This window comes from Ralstonia sp. A12, assembly GCF_000801955.1.
In the GTDB taxonomy this organism is placed as follows: Bacteria; Pseudomonadota; Gammaproteobacteria; order Burkholderiales; family Burkholderiaceae; genus Ralstonia.
Genome location: NZ_JSZO01000036.1, coordinates 33,561 through 51,617 on the forward strand (window position 1 = coordinate 33,561; position 18,057 = coordinate 51,617).

20 protein-coding genes are annotated in these 18,057 nt (G+C 64.4%); 9 read left to right on the plus strand and 11 right to left on the minus strand.

Translation table 11 applies throughout. The annotated features are described in order from the left end of the window. Positions 1 to 27: 27 nt before the first annotated feature. Genes paaA through paaE form a run of 5 tightly spaced genes read left to right on the plus strand, consistent with a single transcriptional unit; the run spans position 28 to position 3,820 of the window. Positions 28 to 1,047, plus strand: coding sequence for a 1,2-phenylacetyl-CoA epoxidase subunit PaaA (paaA, locus tag PI87_RS25820; RefSeq protein ID WP_039600597.1), 1,020 nt, complete (start codon positions 28 to 30; stop codon positions 1,045 to 1,047). Positions 1,048 to 1,056: 9 nt separating this feature from the next. Next, positions 1,057 to 1,356, plus strand: coding sequence for a 1,2-phenylacetyl-CoA epoxidase subunit PaaB (gene paaB / locus PI87_RS25825; protein ID WP_039600598.1), 300 nt, complete (start codon positions 1,057 to 1,059; stop codon positions 1,354 to 1,356). Between the two features lie 9 nt (positions 1,357 to 1,365). Further along, positions 1,366 to 2,166: a 1,2-phenylacetyl-CoA epoxidase subunit PaaC gene (gene paaC / locus PI87_RS25830; RefSeq protein ID WP_039600599.1), complete on the plus strand. Its 801-nt coding sequence runs from the start codon at positions 1,366 to 1,368 to the stop codon at positions 2,164 to 2,166. After that, positions 2,160 to 2,699 carry a 1,2-phenylacetyl-CoA epoxidase subunit PaaD gene (paaD, locus tag PI87_RS25835; protein WP_039600600.1) on the plus strand — a complete coding sequence of 180 codons (540 nt, stop codon included), beginning with the start codon at positions 2,160 to 2,162 and terminating at the stop codon, positions 2,697 to 2,699. Before paaC ends, paaD begins: the two co-directional genes overlap by 7 nt. A 20-nt stretch (positions 2,700 to 2,719) precedes the next feature. Continuing rightward, positions 2,720 to 3,820, plus strand: coding sequence for a 1,2-phenylacetyl-CoA epoxidase subunit PaaE (paaE, locus tag PI87_RS25840; RefSeq protein WP_039600601.1), 1,101 nt, complete (start codon positions 2,720 to 2,722; stop codon positions 3,818 to 3,820). Between the two features lie 3 nt (positions 3,821 to 3,823). Here paaE and PI87_RS25845 read toward each other — a convergent pair whose 3' ends face one another. Continuing rightward, entirely contained in the window at positions 3,824 to 4,444 is a 621-nt protein-coding gene (locus PI87_RS25845; protein ID WP_039600602.1) for a TetR/AcrR family transcriptional regulator, read from the minus strand. A 70-nt stretch (positions 4,445 to 4,514) separates the two neighbouring features. After that, positions 4,515 to 5,330, minus strand: coding sequence for a 3-oxoadipate enol-lactonase (pcaD, locus tag PI87_RS25850; RefSeq protein ID WP_039600603.1), 816 nt, complete (start codon positions 5,328 to 5,330; stop codon positions 4,515 to 4,517). Between the two features lie 98 nt (positions 5,331 to 5,428). Between pcaD and PI87_RS25855 the strand changes: the two genes are divergently transcribed. Continuing rightward, positions 5,429 to 6,412 carry a LysR family transcriptional regulator gene (locus tag PI87_RS25855; protein ID WP_039600604.1) on the plus strand — a complete coding sequence of 328 codons (984 nt, stop codon included), beginning with the start codon at positions 5,429 to 5,431 and terminating at the stop codon, positions 6,410 to 6,412. A gap of 122 nt (positions 6,413 to 6,534) precedes the next feature. Next, positions 6,535 to 7,353, plus strand: a complete 819-nt coding sequence (locus PI87_RS25860; protein WP_039600605.1) for a class I SAM-dependent methyltransferase — start codon at positions 6,535 to 6,537, stop codon at positions 7,351 to 7,353. An 18-nt stretch (positions 7,354 to 7,371) separates the two neighbouring features. Here the strand turns inward: PI87_RS25860 and PI87_RS25865 are convergent, their stop codons facing one another. Beyond that, positions 7,372 to 7,977, minus strand: a complete 606-nt coding sequence (locus PI87_RS25865) for a cysteine dioxygenase family protein (RefSeq protein WP_039600606.1) — start codon at positions 7,975 to 7,977, stop codon at positions 7,372 to 7,374. Between the two features lie 163 nt (positions 7,978 to 8,140). On the opposite strand from PI87_RS25865, the gene PI87_RS25870 reads away from it, so the two are divergent. Together PI87_RS25870 and metC are read left to right on the plus strand one after the other, a co-directional pair. Next, positions 8,141 to 9,769, plus strand: coding sequence for a rhodanese-like domain-containing protein (locus PI87_RS25870; protein ID WP_039600607.1), 1,629 nt, complete (start codon positions 8,141 to 8,143; stop codon positions 9,767 to 9,769). After that, positions 9,766 to 10,989, plus strand: coding sequence for a cystathionine beta-lyase (gene metC / locus PI87_RS25875; RefSeq protein ID WP_039600608.1), 1,224 nt, complete (start codon positions 9,766 to 9,768; stop codon positions 10,987 to 10,989). Before PI87_RS25870 ends, metC begins: the two co-directional genes overlap by 4 nt. A 7-nt stretch (positions 10,990 to 10,996) precedes the next feature. On the opposite strand, the gene PI87_RS25880 is transcribed toward metC, so the two are convergent. From PI87_RS25880 to PI87_RS25915, 8 genes are all read right to left on the minus strand, one after another. Then, positions 10,997 to 11,851, minus strand: a complete 855-nt coding sequence (locus tag PI87_RS25880) for an amino acid ABC transporter ATP-binding protein (RefSeq protein ID WP_039600609.1) — start codon at positions 11,849 to 11,851, stop codon at positions 10,997 to 10,999. Next, positions 11,838 to 12,521, minus strand: coding sequence for an amino acid ABC transporter permease (locus PI87_RS25885; RefSeq protein ID WP_039600610.1), 684 nt, complete (start codon positions 12,519 to 12,521; stop codon positions 11,838 to 11,840). The genes PI87_RS25880 and PI87_RS25885 overlap by 14 nt, the downstream gene beginning before the upstream one ends. Further along, a complete protein-coding gene (locus PI87_RS25890) occupies positions 12,514 to 13,296 on the minus strand; it encodes an amino acid ABC transporter permease (RefSeq protein ID WP_039600611.1) in 783 nt (260 codons plus the stop codon). The genes PI87_RS25885 and PI87_RS25890 overlap by 8 nt, the downstream gene beginning before the upstream one ends. Positions 13,297 to 13,308: 12 nt before the next feature. Then, positions 13,309 to 14,160 (minus strand): transporter substrate-binding domain-containing protein, encoded by an 852-nt coding sequence (locus PI87_RS25895; RefSeq protein ID WP_039600612.1) that lies wholly within the window; start codon positions 14,158 to 14,160, stop codon positions 13,309 to 13,311. 89 nt (positions 14,161 to 14,249) lie between these two features. Next, on the minus strand, positions 14,250 to 15,377 hold the full coding sequence (locus PI87_RS25900) for an acyltransferase family protein (protein WP_039600613.1): 1,128 nt from the start codon (positions 15,375 to 15,377) through the stop codon (positions 14,250 to 14,252). 90 nt (positions 15,378 to 15,467) lie between these two features. Then, a complete protein-coding gene (locus PI87_RS25905; RefSeq protein ID WP_039600614.1) occupies positions 15,468 to 16,751 on the minus strand; it encodes an RNA polymerase sigma factor in 1,284 nt (427 codons plus the stop codon). Between the two features lie 20 nt (positions 16,752 to 16,771). Beyond that, the gene (locus PI87_RS25910; RefSeq protein ID WP_039600615.1) at positions 16,772 to 17,203 is read right to left on the minus strand and encodes a YciI family protein; all 432 of its coding nucleotides are present in this window, start codon (positions 17,201 to 17,203) and stop codon (positions 16,772 to 16,774) included. Between the two features lie 194 nt (positions 17,204 to 17,397). Then, the gene (locus PI87_RS25915; protein WP_039600616.1) at positions 17,398 to 18,003 is read right to left on the minus strand and encodes an NAD(P)H-dependent oxidoreductase; all 606 of its coding nucleotides are present in this window, start codon (positions 18,001 to 18,003) and stop codon (positions 17,398 to 17,400) included. Between the last annotated feature and the right edge of the window lie 54 nt (positions 18,004 to 18,057).

Sequence of the window (18,057 nt, forward strand, 5' to 3'; positions counted from 1 at the left end):
ATCACGCAAGAGCGGCCGGAGGATCGCATGTACACCCAAAGCCTGGACCAGCCCGGCGGCCTGCCCACTGAGCAAGAGTTGGCTGCTGTACCGCAAGGCGAAGCCGCGTTGCAGGCGCGCTTCGATGCGCGCATCGATGCAGACCACAAGATTGAGCCGCAGGACTGGATGCCTGCGCCGTACCGCAAGACGCTGCTGCGGCAGATCTCGCAGCATGCGCATTCGGAGGTGGTCGGCATGCTGCCCGAGGGCAACTGGATCAGCCGCGCGCCGTCACTCAAGCGCAAAGCCATCCTCCTGGCCAAGGTGCAGGACGAGGCAGGCCACGGTCTCTATCTCTACTCTGCCGCAGAAACGCTCGGCAGCACGCGCGACGAGATGATCGATGCGCTGCACGAGGGGCGCGCCAAGTATTCGTCCATCTTCAATTACCCGACGCTTTCCTGGGCGGATGTGGGCGTGATCGGCTGGCTGGTGGACGGCGCGGCGATCATGAACCAGGTGCCGCTGTGCCGTTGCTCGTACGGCCCCTATGCGCGAGCCATGATCCGCATCTGCAAGGAAGAGTCGTTCCACCAGCGCCAGGGCTTTGAATCGCTGCTGACCATGATGGGCGGCACGCAGCCGCAGCGCGACATGGTGCAGGACGCCGTCAACCGCTGGTGGTTTCCGGTGCTGATGATGTTTGGCCCACCCGATACGGCGTCGCCCAACAGCGCGCAGACCATGGCCTGGGGCATCAAGCGCATCTCGAACGACGACTTGCGCCAGCGCTTTGTCGACGCGACCGTCGAACAGGCACGTGTACTGGGCGTGACGCTGCCCGATCCGGGCCTCGTGTGGAATGCGCAACGCGGTCACTACGATTTCTCGCCGCTCGACTGGTCCGAGTTCAAGCGCGTGCTCGACGGCCATGGCCCGTGCAACCGCGAGCGCCTTGCCACCCGCAAACGCGCCCATGAAGAAGGCGAATGGGTGCGCGAAGCCGCGCTCGCCTATGCGCGCAAGCAGGCCGAGCGCGCTGTTGCCAACGAACAAGCTGCCTGAGAAATCGACATGACGACAACCACGCATCAACACGAATGGCCGCTGTGGGAAGTGTTCATCCGCAGCAAGCAGGGGCTGGAGCACAAGCACTGCGGCAGCCTGCATGCAGTGGATGCCAAGCAGGCATTGCAGATGGCGCGCGACGTCTACACGCGCCGGCAGGAAGGCGTCTCGATCTGGGTTGCGCCCTCGGCCGCCATCACCGCCAGCGAGCCCGACGACAAGCCCATGCTGTTTGACCCGATGGCTGACAAGATCTACCGGCACCCGACGTTCTATCGGCTGCCCGATGAAGTCAACCACATGTGAGCCGTGGCGATGACTTCCAATGCACATCTGGAATATATCCTCCGTCTTGCCGATAACGCCCTGATCCTTGGCCAGCGCAACGCTGAATGGACGGGGCACGGCCCGGTGCTCGAAGAGGACATCGCCCTGTCCAATCTGAGTCTGGACTTGATCGGTCAGGCGCGGCTGCTTTATACGCACGCAGGCCAGCTCGAAGGCTCGCTCACGGGCACGGCACGCAGCGAAGACGACTACGCCTACTGGCGCGCCGAGCCCGCGTTCCGCAACTACACGCTGCTTGAACTGCCGCATGTGGGGCCGCTGGCTGCCACAGCCGCCGCTGCGCGCGACTATGCCGTCACCATCGTTCGCCACTTCCTGTATGCGGCGTTGATGGTGCCGTTGTGGGAGGCGCTGACCGCGTCCAGTGATGCCGAACTGGCCGCCATTGCCGCCAAGTCGGTCAAGGAGATGCGCTATCACCTCGCACATACGCGTGACTGGTTGGTGCGCTTTGGCGATGGAACGGAAGCGTCGCACGCACGTGCGCAGCGCGCGCTGGATTGGCTGATGCCGTACACCAACGAGTTCTTTGCCACCGACGCGGTAGAGGATGCCGTGGCCGATGCCGGCATTGGCGTGCGGGCTACCGATGTGCGTGAGGCATGGGAAGCCACAGTGAACGACGCGCTGGCCGAGGCGACGCTAACCTTGCCTGAGCCCGGCGCCTACGTCAGCACCGGCAAGCAGGGCGTGCACTCCGAGCACATGGGCACATTGCTGGCCGAAATGCAGGGGCTGGCACGTCAGTTTCCGGGGGCATCGTGGTAGCTGAGCCTGCCGTCTCCGTCGACATTGCCACGCGGCTCGCTCGAGCGCGTGCGGCGCTGGATGCGGTGACCGATCCGGAAATTCCCATCGTCACGATTGCCGAGCTGGGCATCCTGCGCGATGTACAGATCGACGCTACCGGCACGCTGGTGGCAACGATCACGCCCACGTACTCCGGCTGCCCGGCGATGGATCAGATTGCCGACGATGCGAGCCGCGCACTGCAGGCGGCCGATGTGGGTGCCTATCGCGTGCGTTCCGTGCTCTCGCCAGCATGGACGACGGATTGGATCACATCCGATGGGCACCGCAAGTTGCGAGACTTCGGTATTGCGCCGCCGGCCCACGTGGTGACGGTGGGAGATGCGCGCCCGATCCGTCTGATGCGTCCCACGCAGGGCGAGCACATCGCCTGCCCGCAATGCGGCTCGCACGACACGGTGCTCATCTCCGCCTTCGGTTCGACGGCCTGCAAGGCGCTGTACCGTTGCCGCGCGTGTCGCGAGCCGTTCGATTACTTCAAGCCTTACTAAGGCCTCACAGAGCGACCACCATGACCCCGCAATTCCATCCGCTGCGTATTGCTGAGGTGCGCGGCGAGACGGCCGATACGATTTCCGTTCGCTTTGATGTGCCGGACAACCTGCGTGATGCGTATCGCTTCACGCAGGGCCAGTTCCTGACGCTGCGCATGCCGGTGCCCGAACAAGGGCAGGATGACGTGCGGCGCTCGTACTCCATTTGCTGTTCCGTGCAGGACTACGACGCGCATGGCGAGCTGCGTGTGGCAGTCAAACGTGTAGACGCAGGTGTGTTCTCCAACCACCTGCACGACCGCATTCGTGTAGGGCAGTCGCTGGACGTGCTGCCGCCCGACGGCCGCTTCTACGTGCCGCTCGCTGCGGAAAGCGCGCGCCACTACGTCGCCTTTGCCGCGGGCAGTGGTATCACACCCATCCTCTCGCTCATCAAGACCACACTGGCCGCCGAGCCGCACAGCCGCTTCACGCTGGTCTACGGCAATCGCAGCGTCGACAGCATCATCTTTGGTGAAACGCTGGAAGACCTGAAAGACCGCTACCTCGACCGCTTTGCGCTGTACCACGTGCTGTCGCGCCAAGCGCAGGAGATTGCGCTGTTCAACGGACGGCTGGATGGTGCGAAGGCGCACGCCTTTCTGGATGCGCTGATTCCCCCCGCCGATATCGACGCGGCCTTCATCTGCGGCCCTTCCACGATGATCGACGCCGTAGAGGCTGCACTGCTGGAGCGCGGCGTACCGCGCGAGCGTGTGCATGCTGAACGCTTTGGCGTGCCGGTGGGCGATGCGTCGACCGAATCGGCGAAGGCACGTAAGCGTGCGGCCGTTGCTGGCGATGTAGCACTGACGGTGGTGCTCGATGGCAAGTCGCACGAGGTGCCGATGGCGGGTGACGCCAAGGTACTCGACAGTGCGTTGAGTGCCGGGCTGGACCTACCCTATGCGTGCAAGGGCGGTGTGTGCTGCACGTGCCGCGCCAAGGTGCTGGAAGGCCGAGTGGAGATGGAGAAGAACTTCACGCTGGAAGACTGGGAGATCCAGCAGGGCTTTGTGCTGACGTGCCAGGCGCGGCCGCTCACACAGCGTGTTGTCGTCAGCTACGACGAACGTTGATCTTCAGCCCTTCTTAGCGTCCGGGCCACTGAGCCCGTTCTCCAGCATCTCGATCACCATCTCGGCATAGCCTTCATACGATAGCGGGCCGTCTGGTTTGAGCCAGGTGAAGGTCCAGTTCATCATGCCGAACAGCATCATCGTGATGGGGGTACGGTTGGCCTCGTCCACCTTCTCGGGGTAGGCTGCGCCGAGCTGCCGGCCCACGGCGGCCACTACGTCCCGCTCACGCGCCAGCACGATGTCGCGCTGCTCCGGCGACAGGTATTTCACGTCATTGAGTAGCGCCACGTGTCGCGTGCGCGACGTCGCATACTCGGCCAGGAAGGTGCGGATCAACAGATGCAGCGTAGCCCGTGCTGACAGCTTGGCGTGCCGCGCATCGCTTTCAGCCCGTTCGACCAGATCGGCCAGCCGCGTGGTGTAGCGGTCGAGCAGGTCGAAGAGGATCGCTTCCTTGCCTTCGTAGTAGTGATACAGGCGCGACTTCGAGCCGCCGCAGGCTGCGGCAAGCTGGTTCATCGACACGCTCGGGTAGCTGTCGGCGGCAAAGGCCTCAGCGGCGGTGTCGAGCACGCTTTCGCGGCGCAGCTCGAATTCGTCTTCGTTCTTGACGCGGGACATGTCTGGCGGCACATCGGTTGGATGGCCGCCATGTTAACCGCAACCGGGCGGGTTGCGGCATGTCGATCCGCTATGCCGTTTCGCGTACGGCCAGGAAATCCAGCACCAGGTCGATAAATGCTTCGGGCTGCTCCACGTTGGCGAGGTGTACGGTGTCCAGCATGCGCAGCTGTGCGCCCGGAATGGTGGCGGCAATTTCCTCGCCGTGGCGGGCGGACGTCACCGTGTCGTGCAGGCCCGCGATGACCAGCGTCGGGTGCGGGATGAGCGCAATCGTCCGGCGCAGGTCGGAATCGCGCACCGCAGCCCAGCCACCGATGATGCCCTCGCGCGGTGTTGTCAGCAGCGCGCGGCGGAAGGGCGTGACGGTCGGGTCATTCGTTTCCAGCATGCGTGCAGGGAACCAGTTGCGCAGGAACGTCTCGGCCGTGGCTTGCATGTCGGGTGCGCGCTGCAGCTCTGCGATGGCGTTGTCAAAGTACTGCGTCGGGCCGATGTGGGCGGCGGTGTTTGACAACACCAGGCGGTCGAGGCGCTCCGGCACGTGGATGCCCAGCCATTGCGCAACGATGCCGCCCAGCGACAACCCCAACATGTGCACGCGTTGCAGGCCGAGCGCGTCGAGCAGTTCCACCACATCACGCCCCAACCGGTCGAGCGAGTATGGCCCCGAAGGCGCGTCGGATGCGCCATGGCCGCGTGCGTCATAGCGCAGCACGCGGAAGTGCTCGGCAAGCTGCGGCACGGTCACGTCCCACATGTGCAGGTCGGTACCGATGGAGTTGGACAGCAGCAGCACAGGCTTGTTGGGCGAGCCGTCAAAGCGGTAGGCCAGGCGCACGCCGTCGCCAGTGGTGATGAACGAGAGGGTGTTGTGAGATTCCATGATGGGCTCCGAACGTGTTTAAGGTGGAGTCATCGTAGAAGTCGGATCGTTTCATAGATACTATAAAGTTTGAAATAACTCTGTAGAGTTAGACAACAATGTCGAATTTCACGCTCCATGAACTGCAGTGCTTCGATGCCGTTGTGGCCGGGGGGAGCTTCCAGGCGGCGGCGGACCGGCTGCATCGCTCGCATCCCTCGGTGTTTGCGGCGGTGGCCAAGCTGGAGGAGCAACTGGGCTTGAGCCTGCTGGATCGCAGCGGTTATCGCGTGCGGCTGACAGAGGCCGGCCAGTCTTTCCATCGCAAAGCCCAGTCGTTGCTGCGCGAGAGCGATGAGCTGCGGACCCACGCCAAGCAATTGGCGATGGGTGAAGAGGCCGAGTTGCGCGTGGTGCTGGGCGATCTGTGCCCGCTGCAACCGGTGCTGGCATTGCTCAGCCAGTTCTTCGGGCAGTGCCCGCAAACGCGCCTGCAGCTTCAGTTCGAAGCTGTGACCGGCCCGTGGGAGCGATTGCTGGAAGACGAGGCCGATCTGATCGTGCACCGCGTGCCGAAGGGCGACGTGCGCATGGAGTGGATCGACCTGGGCAAGATCGCGATGGTGCCGGTGGTCGCGCCCGGCTTTCTGCCGTTCCAACCTACGTCTGCCCTCACGCCGCAACAGATGCAGCGCTTCATGCAGTGCGTGATCAACGATTCAGCACGGCAGCCTCCGTCGCAAACGCACTACGTTGTGGAAGGCGCCCCGCAGTGCTTTGTTCCCGACCAGCTGATGAAGAAGGAACTGATCCTGCATGGCATGGCGTGGGGGCATCTGCCGCGCTTCATGATCGAGGCGGAGTTGCTCGAAGGGCGGTTACTGTCGATTGCGGGGCGCCATTTCCCCGGCACGGTGGAGGATCTGGTGGTCGCGCGCCGGCGTGACCGGCCACATGGGCCGGTTGCCAATCGGCTGTGGGAATTCCTGGCTCAGCAGACGCCAGTGTTGAAGCCCACGCTCGGCCGTGTGCCGCGCCAGGCCGCGGGCTTGGCCGAGAAAACCGTGGCATCTCGCCGCCGCGCGCCAGCATCATTGCCCTGACAGTCGAAGCCGCCATGCTGGCGTCGATCTGGTCTCTCCTCAACTTGGCGGAGTGCCGAGTGCAATGATCCGGCCTATAACGGTGGATGCCCGCCCATCCTGCCGGGCGAAGGTGGTGAACGATGGAAGCGCATGGCACCGATAAGGTATTCGGCGGTTCGATTCCTGAGCTGTATGACACGCTGCTGGTCCCTCTGATCTTTGAGCCCTATGCAGTCGATATAGCGGCCAGGGCCGCCGCGTTTGCTCCAACACGTGTGCTGGAAGCGGCGGCCGGAACAGGCGCCGTCACGCGCGCGCTGGCGCGCACGCTTCCAGAGGCCACGACCATTGTGGCGACCGACCTCAACCCGCCGATGCTCGATCGCGCCGCGACCATCGGCACATGCCGCGCCGTGACCTGGCAGCCAGCCGATGCGCAGCAACTGCCGTTTGACGATGGCAGTTTCGATCTGGTGATCTGCCAGTTTGGCGCGATGTTCTTTCCCGATCGTCCGAAAGCCTTTGCCGAGGCCCGCCGCGTGTTGCGGCCGGGCGGCACGCTGCTCTTCAACGTGTGGGACCGCATTGAAGACAACGAGTTTGCGCACGTGGTCACGTGCACACTGGCGAGTGTCTTTCCTGACAATCCGCCGGCGTTCCTGGCGCGCACGCCGCATGGCCATCACAACCCCGTGTTGATTGAAGCGGACGTGCGGCTCGGCGGCTTTACACAGGTGGTGTGCGAGACCGTGTCTGCACGCAGCCGTGCCGACACCGCCCGGTTGCCGGCGTTCGCCTACTGCCAGGGCACGCCATTGCGCGGCGAGCTGGAGGCATTCGGCCCCGATGCGCTATCCGCCGCCACCGATGCATGCACGGAAGCGCTGGCCGCGCGGTTCGGTCCGGGGCCGGTGGACGGAAAGATCCAGGCGCATGTCTTTACCGCAACGACAGCGTGAAGCTTGCCCGTGGCCGTATCAGGCGGCCTGCTTGGTCGCGCTCATGTAGTTGCGGTTGTAGTTGAGCACGCGCCCCGTGGCGAGGTCGAAGCCGACGCGGCCGATCAGTGTTTCCAGCGCGCGGCCGTACAGGTGGAAGTGGCGCGTGGGTTTGTTGCCGACCACGTGGATACTGTGGATGTCGTCAGCAAGAAACGTGATGGGCGTTCCGGGTTGCACGACCACCTCGCGCGACAGGGCGAGCGTGGCCTGTTCGGGGTCGCGGCCATCGTCCGTGCGTACGTATACGCGGTTCAATTCTTCACCTTCCAGCGCAACGATCACTGCCCACGTGGTGTGGTTGTGCGGCGGCGTGATCTTGCCCGGATTGATCGTGTTCAGGTACAGCGCGAAGGTCTTGTCGGTCTCTTCATGCAGCAGGTAGCGGCTGGCGGCATCCGCATCGTCAGAAGGCGGTGGCGGAAAGGCGTCGAAGGGGAACAGCGCTTCCTGCGCGGCCAGCTCCTGCAGCCGATCGGCAATGCGCGCGAGTGAGGTGTGCGTGATGCCATCCTGCGCAGCAATGGCGCGGACGGCGATGAGGGTTTGACGGACCGCTTGGTCGCGTTGCTGGGTCAGGCTCATGGCGCGTCGGAGAGGGTGAAGAGGCAGAGAGGAGACGCCCAGTGTAGGCCGTTGAACCCCCGCTACCAACGCAGCATCCTGCATATGCATAGACGCATCGGTTCGTTCTCGCGCGTGGGGCGGTGTGCCTACCATGGGCCTTTCCGTTACGCGCGAGGCCCGCATGTCTGTTCCTTCCATTGATGCCGTCACGTTGAAGGCGTGGCTCCACGACGGTGCGGAGGTCGCGTTGTTCGATGTGCGCGAAGCCGGTGAATTTGGCGAGGGACATCTTTTTCTGGCAACGCCTGTTCCGTACAGCAGGCTGGAGATCGACGGCGTGCGCCTTGCGCCCCGGCGCAATGTTCGGCTGGTGGTGACGGATGCTGATGGCGGGGCACTTGCCACGCTGGCTGCGCGGCGCTTGCTCGATCTCGGCTACGAAAATGTGCACGTGCTTGAAGGTGGAAACGCTGCTTGGCAGGCCGCTGGGTTCTCGCTGTTCAAGGGCATCAACGTTCCGTCCAAGACGTTTGGTGAACTGGCAGAGCTGGCCTATGACACGCCGCACATCACGGCGGGCGAGCTGGCGGCCTGGCAGCGCGAGCACAAGCGCCACGTGTTGCTGGATGGTCGCACCGTCGCCGAGTACCGCCGCATGACCATTCCCGGCGCCGTGGCTTGCCCGAACGGTGAACTGGCACTGCGCGCGCACGCGCTCATTCCGGATGACGACACGCCGGTCGTCGTCAACTGCGCAGGCCGCACACGCAGCATCATCGGTGCACAGACGCTGCGCAATCTGGGGTTGCCCAACCCGATCTATGCGCTGGAGAACGGCACGCAAGGCTGGCAGTTGCACGGTCTGACGTTGGAGCACGGCGCCGACCGCTGCTACCCCGACACGATCGATGTGTCGGCACGCCGACGCGCGAAAGAGACCGTGGCTGCGTTGTCGCACCGCTTTGCCGTGTCGACGGTGACTGCAGCAGCGGTTCAAGCCGAGCGACAGCGCGGGGCGCGTACGGTCTTTCTGCTTGACCTGCGTACCGCTGACGCATTTGCACGCGGCAGCTTGCCTGGTGCCGCGCATGCGCCGGGTGGCCAGCTGCTGCAGGCCACAGACCAGTATGTCGGCGTGCGCGGCGCGTGGTTGATCGTCTTTGACGATGACGGTATCCGCGCGCCCGTAATCGCCAGTTGGCTGCATCAGATGGGGCACGACGCTGTCGTGTTGGAAGGTGGCCTGAGCGAAGCGAATGCCGCAGCACTGGCGACGGACGACGCGCAATGGCAGCCGGCTCCGCCCGTGGGCATTGATGCGGGCACGCTGCGCAATGCTTTCGCGCACGGTGAGGCCGTGCTGTTCGACCTGCGCAGCAGCGCGGCCTATCGTACGGCGCATATCCCCGGCGCACGCTGGGCAACGCGGCGACAGTTACGCGATGTGCACGATGTGCGCGGCGCACACGTCGTGCTGGTTGACGATGAGGTTTCGGTCAGCGCGCTTGCCGCGGTGGATTTGCGCGAGCAGGGGGCGGTGTCTGTGCGGCGCCTTGAAGGTGGCGTTGCCGCGTGGCATGCCGCCGGGTATCCGCTTGAGGCAACACCAGCGTTGCCGACCGAGGCTGAACGCATCGATTACCTCTTCTTCGTGCACGACCGGCACGACGGTAATCTGGATGCCGCACGTGGCTATCTCGCCTGGGAGATCGGGCTGGTGGCACAACTGGATGCACAGGAGCGCGCGCTATTTGCGCTGGGCAGTCCTGATGCGCTCGCCAACGAACCGGCCGAGGTGGTGACTCAATGACCCGCGCATCCCACAACGTGCCGGAAGCGCTTGCCACGCGGATCATTCACGCAGGCAGCCCCCCGTTTGTCGACGGCACCGCACCCGTCAACGTGCCCATCGAGCGCACCAGTACCGTGCGCCACGCCAGCACGGCCGCACAGCACGACGTGCATGCGCGCCGCAAGGCCGGCGAGAACATCGCCAGCTACGGCCGGCATGGCTCGCAAACGCACCGCGCATTGGAAGACGCACTGCTGGCGCTTGAAGGCGGCGTGCGCGCATTCCTGGTGCCGTCGGGCCTGTCGGCCATCGCGTTGACGTTTCTGGCGCTGCTCTCGCCCGGTGATCACGTGATCGTGACCGACAGCATCTACGCGCCTGTGCGCAGGCTGGACGCTGTGCTGCTGCAGCGACTGGGTATCGAGGTGTCTTACGTGGCGCCCAACGACGGCGGCCTTGAGGCAGCCATTCGGCCGCACACACGGTTGATCTATACGGAATCGCCCGGGTCGCTGCTGTACGAGATCTACGACCTGCAGGCCATCGCCCGCGTGGCACAACGCCACGGCATCCCACTTGCGACGGACAACACCTGGGCATCGGGCATCCTGTTCCGTCCGCTGGATGCGGGTGCCGATGTTTCGGTGCTCGCCGCCACAAAATACGTGGCCGGGCATTCCGACGTGATGCTGGGCGCAGTGATTGCGCGCACGGAAGCGGTGGCTGCCCGCATTGCCGCCGCACACGACGTGCTGGGCCTGACGATTGGCGCGGATGACGCCTACCTGGCCTTACGCGGTGTGCGCACGCTACCCGTGCGGATGGCGCAGCACCAGCGCAACGCAACGCGTGTCGCGCAGTGGCTGCAGACGCAACCGGGTGTCGGCCAGGTGTTCTATCCGGCGTTGCCGGAGGATCCCGGTCATGCGTTGTGGAAGCGCGATTTCTCGGGCGCCAATGGGCTCGTTTCGTTTGTACTCAAGGACGCAGATCAAGCCGCAGCGGAGCGTATTTCCGATGCCTTGCAGCTGTTCGCCATCGGCGCTTCGTGGGGTGGCTACGAGAGCCTTGTCACCGTGGTGGCACCCGAGCGCCTGTCAGACCACGCGCAGTGGAGCCACGCCGGTGCCGTATTGCGCCTGCACGTTGGCCTGGAGGATGCCGACGACCTGATCGCCGATCTGGAGCAGGCGCTGCAGCACGCCCCGGTGGGAGAGCTGCACGCCATCGGCGGATAGGGGAGGGTCAGACGGCAAACGCCGCGCTAGCAAAAGCGGCGTGCCACGGTGCGTGGGAAGGCGGTCGCGCCCCAGCATGACCCGACAGCGCGCGCGACAGAAACGCCCGTGTGCGCTCGCTGACCGGTGACGAGAACACTTGCTCGGCCGGGCCACGTTCCACCACCACACCGTGCTCGGTAAACACCACTTCATCGCTGATGGCGCGTGCGAAGGCCATTTCATGTGTCACCAGCACGCAGGTCAGTCCATCATCGACTAGCTCTCCGATCACGTTGAGCACCTCGCCCACGGTTTCCGGGTCGAGCGCCGAGGTCACCTCGTCAAACAGGATCAGCTCGGGCCGCATCGCCAGCGCGCGGGCAATCGCCACGCGTTGCTGCTGGCCGCCGGAAAGTTGCCCCGGATACGCACGCGCCTTGTCAGCCAGGCCGACTTTTCTGAGCAGGGCATGCGCGTCGGCTTCAGCCTCTTGCCGGGTCCGGCCCAGCACGCGCACGGGTGCGGCCGTCAGGTTGTCCAGCACGCTCAGGTGCGGAAACAGGTTGTACTGCTGGAACACGAAGCCGATGCGCTTGCGCAGGGCAATGGTGTCGGCCTCGGTGGCAAGTTGATCGACGCGGATGCCATCCACAGTCACGCTGCCCCGTTGCGGCCGAATGAGCCCGCTGATGCAGCGCAGGAGCGTCGATTTGCCCGAGCCGGATGGCCCAATGATCGACACGGCCTGGCCCCGATGCACGTCGAGATCGATGCCGCGCAATACGGGCGTCGTGCCGAATGTCAGGTGCACATTGCGCAAGGCAACGAGCGGGGCGCCGGTGACGGGCACATCAAGGGGCAGCAGATCAGGCGACGACATGGGCGCGCTCCAGGCGCCGGGTCAGGCGCGAAATCGGGTAGCAGTAGATGAAGAACAGGGCGAGCACGGTGAAGTAGGTGAGCACCGTAAACGGTGTACGGTTGACGGTATTGCTGGCGATCTGTGCGGTGTCGAGCAAGTCATGCACGCCCACCAGCGAGGCCATTGCCGTGCCCATGGTGATGACCGCGTACAGGTTCATCCACGAGGGCAGCATGCGGCGCAGGCATTGCGGCAGCACGATGCGCCAGAGGATGTCGCGACGCGTGAAGGCCAACGACGCTGCCGCTTCCCATTGCGTCGATGGAATCGACAGCACCGCGCCACGGAAGATTTCCGCCACGTGGGCACTGGCCGGCAGCGCTAGCGCCAGCGTGACCTTGAACCAGTCGGGAAACGGAAACACATGCCCGCGCACCACGATCTCGAACGGCACCGCGTAAGCAATGCCGTACACAAGCACGAGCCAAGGCGCATTGCGGAAGGCGACGACGTAGCCGCCAGCAAGCCGCTGCAGCCAGCGCGCGGGCGACAGGTGCAGCGCACCGACGGACAGTCCAATCAAGGTGCCCAGCCCAACGGCAAGCAGGCTGATGCCGACATTGATACCAAGCCCACGTAGCAATGCCGGTGACCAATGCAGCAGTGTTGCGAGGAGGTTGTCAGGCATGGGCGGATGCTCCCCCAACGGCATGGCTTGCGGTGCCGTAGCCTGGCATGCGCAGCCGGCGTTCGATCCATACGCCTGCAGCGTGCACCGTATAGGTGACCACGCCATAGAACAGCAGCAACAGCACCATGCATTCGAGCACGTTGTCACGCTGGGTCCAGATCATGAGCGCGCTGTAGGTGATGTCGCCCACCGCAATGGCCGAGGCCAGCGAGGACGCCTTCACCAGTTCCACTGTGTTGTTCATCAACGAGGGCAGCGCAGCGCGAAACGCCAACGGAAGCTGCACGCGCCACAGCCGTTCTCGCGCGCTGAAGCCCAGTGAGGTTGCGGCCTCCAGCATGGCGGGCGGCACCGCCTCGATGCCGCCGCGCAGTGCCTCAGCATGAAAGGCCGCCTTATGCAGCGAGAGAATCGCCACCGCCCAGAAGAACGGCGTGAGCGGGTTGGTCAGATGCCATTGCGCCAGCGCTTGCGTGATGAGCGTGTTGACGACGAGGAACGCGCAGCACAACTGCACCAGCGTGGGCGTGTTGCGGGTGAGTTCCACAAAGCCCTGGGCCAGTTGCCCGAGGCGCCTGCGCGGTGAGATCAGCAAGCGCGCCAGCACCACCCCAAAAACCAGGCTCAATACCACGGTACTGAACATCACCAGCAGCGAGAGCCTGGCGCCTTGCAGCAGCGCGTTGCGTTCATAGGCTTCGGTCAGGAAGCCGTAGTCGAGGCCCGTATGGCGGACCAACGCGATCACGCGCAAGAACAGATCGTCAGCCATGCGAAGTACGGTTCAGCTACGGCCCGCCTTGGCGCTGACCTTTGCCGTGTCGTGCCACTCGACCAGCGCGGGCGACGGCGGCAGGATGCCGTTTTTCTTCTCGGTCTCGATCAGCCAGCCATCGCGATGCCAGCCTTGCACGATGCGGTCGAGCGCGGCCACGGTGTCGTTCTCCCCCTTGCGTGCCCAGATGACGGTGGGCGAGGGGATCAGGTCTGGGCCGACGATGCGGTAGTCCTTCCATTCCGGGTTGGTGCGCGGCAGCGGTTGCAGCAGCGTGGCGTCGTGCACCGCCGCGGCGCAGTTGTTGCCGCGCAGTGCCAGTAAGGACTCCGCCGGGCTCTTGAAGCCCTTGGGCGTGGCGCCGATGTCGGCTGCCAGCGGCCTGGTGTAGCTGCTGCCCTGCGACAGGCACACGTCCTTGCCCTTCAGGTCGCTCCACTTCTGTACGGGGCTGTCCTTTGGCACCAGCGCTACGCCGCCCACGCGGTAATAGGGTGAGGGCACGTGCGCCAGCAGTTCAGCGCGCTCAGGGTTCAGCTCCATCGAGGCAACGAGAATATCCACGCGCCCCTGCTGCAGGAACTGGATGCGGTTGGACGGCTGCACCTGCACCGTTTCCACCTCCACGCCCAGCCCGCGCCCAAGCGCTTGCGCCAGATCCACATTGAAGCCCGTCGCGCGCTGCGTGGCGGGATCAATGGACCCGAACGGCCCGCCCGACAGCACTACACCCACCACCAGCTTCTTGCGTTGCTGGACTTTGTCGAGCGTGGCATCGGCAGAGGCGGCGGTTGATGCAAGCAGCGTGGCAGCCGCCAACACAGTGGGAGCAAAACGGAACCAGTGGGAATGAGCAGACATGGCGTGCGACAGATTGTTTCTGAGGCAACCATTGTGGGAGACGCTCGTCGTGCGGCGAACGAATAAAAACCGGAAACGTTATGCAGCGCTCACGGTTTCTGCGGGCCAAGCCGTGCTCGCCAGGCATGCTGCTGGCTGTGCATCCAGTCGAGGGTCTTGCGGCCCAGCGCAATGGATGGCAGTTCGATATAGCGATGCAGCAACGCTGCCAGCACAAGCGTCAACGCAAGGTTGACGGCAAACAGCATGAGCTGCGTAGTGATCCACTCTGGCGCGAGCACGCCCACCAGCCGATGCATGGTCTCGATCACGCTTGGGTGAACGAGGTAGAGCGCGTACGACAGCTCACCCAGCCAGACCGCCACGCGCGGCACACGCAGTGCACCACAATGCTCCATCGCCACCAGGCCGATCAGTAACGCACCTGCAGGCAGGCCGCGTGCGAGCAGATCAAACCTGGGTACCGGCCCAATGACCGAGACGATGAAGATGCAGAGGCCTACCGCAAACAGCATACGAGCCACAACGGGTGTCAGGCGGTGCCGATGTTCCGCATACACCCACGCCAGTCCCGCCCCCAGCAGGAACTCGAGCACGAGCGGGTTGGCGGCCATTGCCTGCATGGGTGTGGCCCAGTCGTAGAGCGCTTCCGGGTTGCGCAGTACTACGCCGCTGTGCCAGAACGGCACGATGATGGTCGTGATGAACAACGCCAGCGCGACCAGCCACAGCGCACGCCTGCCGAACAGCGCGAGCCCCAGCGCGCACAGCGCATAGAAAAACGCCTCGTAGTTGAGCGACCAGCCGACGTAGAGCGCGGGATAGCCAAAGTAAGGTGCATCCACATTGGCCTGCGGCAGGAAGGCGAGCGAACTGAGCAGCACGCCTGCCGACACCGGATTGAGCCACGTGGAATGCAGAACCGACATGAACCAGTACGGTGGCGCCAGCCGGAATGCGCGTTTGACGAGAAATTCACCGGGCGTCTCGGGACCCTTGGAGCCCAGGATGGCGACCCACGCAATGATGAAGCCACTGATGACGAAGAAGACATCCACCCCCACGTGCCCGCGCTTGATCACATGCGTGGTCAGCCACGCGAGGGCAGGGATATCGGCATGCGCGAGCGCCAGGCCCGAATGGAACACCACGACGTAGAGCGCGGCAAAACCCCGCAGCGCCTGGATGCTTTGAAGAGAAGAGGAAGAACGGTTCACGCTGGATTGGACGCCGGCAGCGCAACGGAGGTCACGCCGTCGTTAGAGGATAGGCAACCCAACCCTGTCAGCAAGCTGCGTGCCGCGTACCTACTGTGCGATGACGCACTTTGCCGCGCGCTCCAGCAGCAGTGCACGTTCCTGCCGGTTATGTGCCAGGGCAGCGGCGCGTTCGTACTCGGTGCGAGCTTCGTCCAACCGGTTGAGCCGCGCCAGAAAATCCGCACGTACGCTGGGTAGCAAGTGGTAGTTGCGCAGCGCAGGCTCGGCGGACAGCGTATCGACAATCTCAAGCCCTGCAGCCGGGCCATATGCCATGGCAACGGCCACGGCGCGGTTGAGTTCAACAACCGGTGACGGCGCGACTTGCGCGAGCGCGTCGTACAGCGCGGCGATGCGGGTCCAGTCCGTCTGGTCTGCTGTGCGGGCGCTGGCATGGCAAGCGGCAATCGCGGCCTGCAGGCCGTATGGCCCAAGGCCACGCCTGCAGGCTTCCGCCTGAGCGAGGGCCGCGAAGCCGCGCTGGATGAGCAGGTAATCCCACCGGCTGCGGTCCTGCTCCATCAGCAGGATGGGGCGTCCGCCAGGGCCCACGCGTGTACGCAGGCGCGAGGCCTGCAACTCCATCAGTGCAAGCAGGCCGAGCACTTCCGGCTCGTGTGGCATCAGCCCCGCGAGGATGCGGCCCAGGCGCTGCGCTTCTTCGCACAGCGTGGGGCGCGTCCAGTCATCCCCTGAGGTGGCGGCATAGCCTTCGTTGAAGATGAGGTAGATCACCTGCAACACTGCTGACAGCCGCTCCGCCAGTTGATCAGGCTCGGGCAACTCGAATGGAACACGTGCGGCGGAGAGCGTCTTCTTCGCGCGCACGATGCGCTGTGCGACCGTGGGTTCAGGCACCAGAAACGCGCGGGCGATCTCGTCGGTGGTCAGGCCGCCAAGCAGGCGCAATGTGAGTGCCACGCGGCCCTCATGCGGCAGCACCGGATGACAGGCGATGAACACCAGGCGCAGCAGGTCATCGCTGATGGCCCCGTCGCGCGCGGCTTCTGCATCGGCCTGGGTAAGCTCCTGTTCGATCTCCAGCTCGATGGCCAGCAGCGCATGCTTTTGCTTGGCAAGCGTGTGATGCCGCAGCCGGTCAATGGCGCGGTGCTTGGCGGTGGTTGTCAGCCAAGCCGCTGGGTTGTCAGGAATGCCCGACATTGGCCACCGCTCAAGTGCGGCGACCAGCGCATCCTGTGCCAGTTCTTCCGCCAGGCCCACGTCGCGCAGCAGGCGGGCGAGCCCGGCAATGATCTTGGCCGACTCGATGCGCCACACCGCATCAATCGTGCGGTGGATGGCGAGTGTTGCCTGGGTCGAATCGACCATAGTGGATGCGCAAGCGTGGCTTATTGCTGCTTGGCCGCCAGTTCAGCGCGCAGGCGTTCTTCACGCTCGCGTGCTTCCGGGGTGAACTCGGCGCCAAAGTCCTCCGCCTCGAACACGCGGCGGACTTCCAGGCGCACATTGCCGCCGGCGTCCAGCCCAGGCCAACGCTTGACCCATTCCAGGGCCTCTTCTTCCGACTTGACCTGCAGCATGGTGTAACCGGCAATCAACTCCTTGGCCTCGGTAAACGGGCCGTCGATCACCGTCGGCTTGCCGCCCTTGAATTCCACGCGCGCGCCGCGCGAGCTTGGGTGCAGGCCTTCGCCGCCCAGCAGCACCCCAGCTTTGGCGAGGTCTTCCATGTACTTGCCCATGGCGGTGAGCAGTTCTTCGCTGGGCATCACGGAGGCTTCGGTGTCCTTGTCGGCCAATCGCAGAACCATGAATCGCATGTTGTTTCTCCTTGGGGTGCGGGGTGAATTGATCGGAGCCGCAGGATGTTCGCGCCTCTATTTGCACGTCGAATGACGGGTGGGCGGAATCGACAAACGCGACAGCGCTAAATGTAACAATATGTAACTTGGCGATGCGTGCGGCTCAGCTTGGCCTGATCGCTACTGTGCCGCCGGCCGCATGGATCGTGCAATCAGGCTGCCTGGGACGCTGGTTGAAAAAGCGATCGCCCGATCGCCTGCGCTGTTGCCAGGTGTGGGGCAGGGGCCTGCATTTCCGATTCCAGCAGCAGTTCCGACGTGACGACCGTGGCGCCGCAGTAATCGAAGATGCCGTGATCGATCTGCGTCTTCATCGCCTGTGTGTAGCCGTGGCGAGCATACGTCTGCGCATTGGCGCCGCCAATGCCGACCAGATGCACCTGCAGGTGGCGCAGCTTCTTGACCAACGTGCCATCGAGCCGGTAGTCAAACGCCCAGCCATTCGAGAACACGCGGTCGATCCAGCCCTTGAGTTGTCCCGGCATGGACCACCAGTAAACGGGGTAGACCAGCACCAGGGTATCGGCCTGTGCAACACGTGCCTGCTCTGCCTGTACATCGGGTGCCGGTGTTGCCTGTGTCCGGTGCACGGCAAGGTCGGCCGCTGTGAAGCGCGGGTCGAATCCCTCGGCCGCAAGATCGGCAATCTCGAACGTGTGGTCTGGGTTGGCTTGCGTTATGCCTTTGCCGATCTGCGCGGCAACACTGTGGCTGAGCGACTGCGGCTCGGGGTGCGTGACAACGATGACGGCATGCATGACAACACTCCTGTTCTATGGGGGCGAGCCGAACCGCGGAGCGCTCCGGCGATA

What these genes read in the sequence shown, in the direction of transcription:
- PI87_RS25910 (WP_039600615.1), bottom strand. Translation starts at nt 17,203, where the DNA reads ATGCGATTCATGGTTCTGCGATTGGCCGACAAGGACACCGAAGCCTCC.
- PI87_RS25860 (WP_039600605.1), top strand. Translation starts at nt 6,535, where the DNA reads ATGGAAGCGCATGGCACCGATAAGGTATTCGGCGGTTCGATTCCTGAG.
- paaA (WP_039600597.1), top strand. Translation starts at nt 28, where the DNA reads ATGTACACCCAAAGCCTGGACCAGCCCGGCGGCCTGCCCACTGAGCAA.
- PI87_RS25855 (WP_039600604.1), top strand. Translation starts at nt 5,429, where the DNA reads ATGTCGAATTTCACGCTCCATGAACTGCAGTGCTTCGATGCCGTTGTG.
- paaC (WP_039600599.1), top strand. Translation starts at nt 1,366, where the DNA reads ATGACTTCCAATGCACATCTGGAATATATCCTCCGTCTTGCCGATAAC.
- PI87_RS25880 (WP_039600609.1), bottom strand. Translation starts at nt 11,851, where the DNA reads ATGTCGTCGCCTGATCTGCTGCCCCTTGATGTGCCCGTCACCGGCGCC.
- paaB (WP_039600598.1), top strand. Translation starts at nt 1,057, where the DNA reads ATGACGACAACCACGCATCAACACGAATGGCCGCTGTGGGAAGTGTTC.
- PI87_RS25905 (WP_039600614.1), bottom strand. Translation starts at nt 16,751, where the DNA reads ATGGTCGATTCGACCCAGGCAACACTCGCCATCCACCGCACGATTGAT.
- metC (WP_039600608.1), top strand. Translation starts at nt 9,766, where the DNA reads ATGACCCGCGCATCCCACAACGTGCCGGAAGCGCTTGCCACGCGGATC.
- PI87_RS25890 (WP_039600611.1), bottom strand. Translation starts at nt 13,296, where the DNA reads ATGGCTGACGATCTGTTCTTGCGCGTGATCGCGTTGGTCCGCCATACG.
- PI87_RS25915 (WP_039600616.1), bottom strand. Translation starts at nt 18,003, where the DNA reads ATGCATGCCGTCATCGTTGTCACGCACCCCGAGCCGCAGTCGCTCAGC.
- paaE (WP_039600601.1), top strand. Translation starts at nt 2,720, where the DNA reads ATGACCCCGCAATTCCATCCGCTGCGTATTGCTGAGGTGCGCGGCGAG.
- pcaD (WP_039600603.1), bottom strand. Translation starts at nt 5,330, where the DNA reads ATGGAATCTCACAACACCCTCTCGTTCATCACCACTGGCGACGGCGTG.
- PI87_RS25870 (WP_039600607.1), top strand. Translation starts at nt 8,141, where the DNA reads ATGTCTGTTCCTTCCATTGATGCCGTCACGTTGAAGGCGTGGCTCCAC.
- PI87_RS25845 (WP_039600602.1), bottom strand. Translation starts at nt 4,444, where the DNA reads ATGTCCCGCGTCAAGAACGAAGACGAATTCGAGCTGCGCCGCGAAAGC.
- PI87_RS25895 (WP_039600612.1), bottom strand. Translation starts at nt 14,160, where the DNA reads ATGTCTGCTCATTCCCACTGGTTCCGTTTTGCTCCCACTGTGTTGGCG.
- PI87_RS25885 (WP_039600610.1), bottom strand. Translation starts at nt 12,521, where the DNA reads ATGCCTGACAACCTCCTCGCAACACTGCTGCATTGGTCACCGGCATTG.
- PI87_RS25865 (WP_039600606.1), bottom strand. Translation starts at nt 7,977, where the DNA reads ATGAGCCTGACCCAGCAACGCGACCAAGCGGTCCGTCAAACCCTCATC.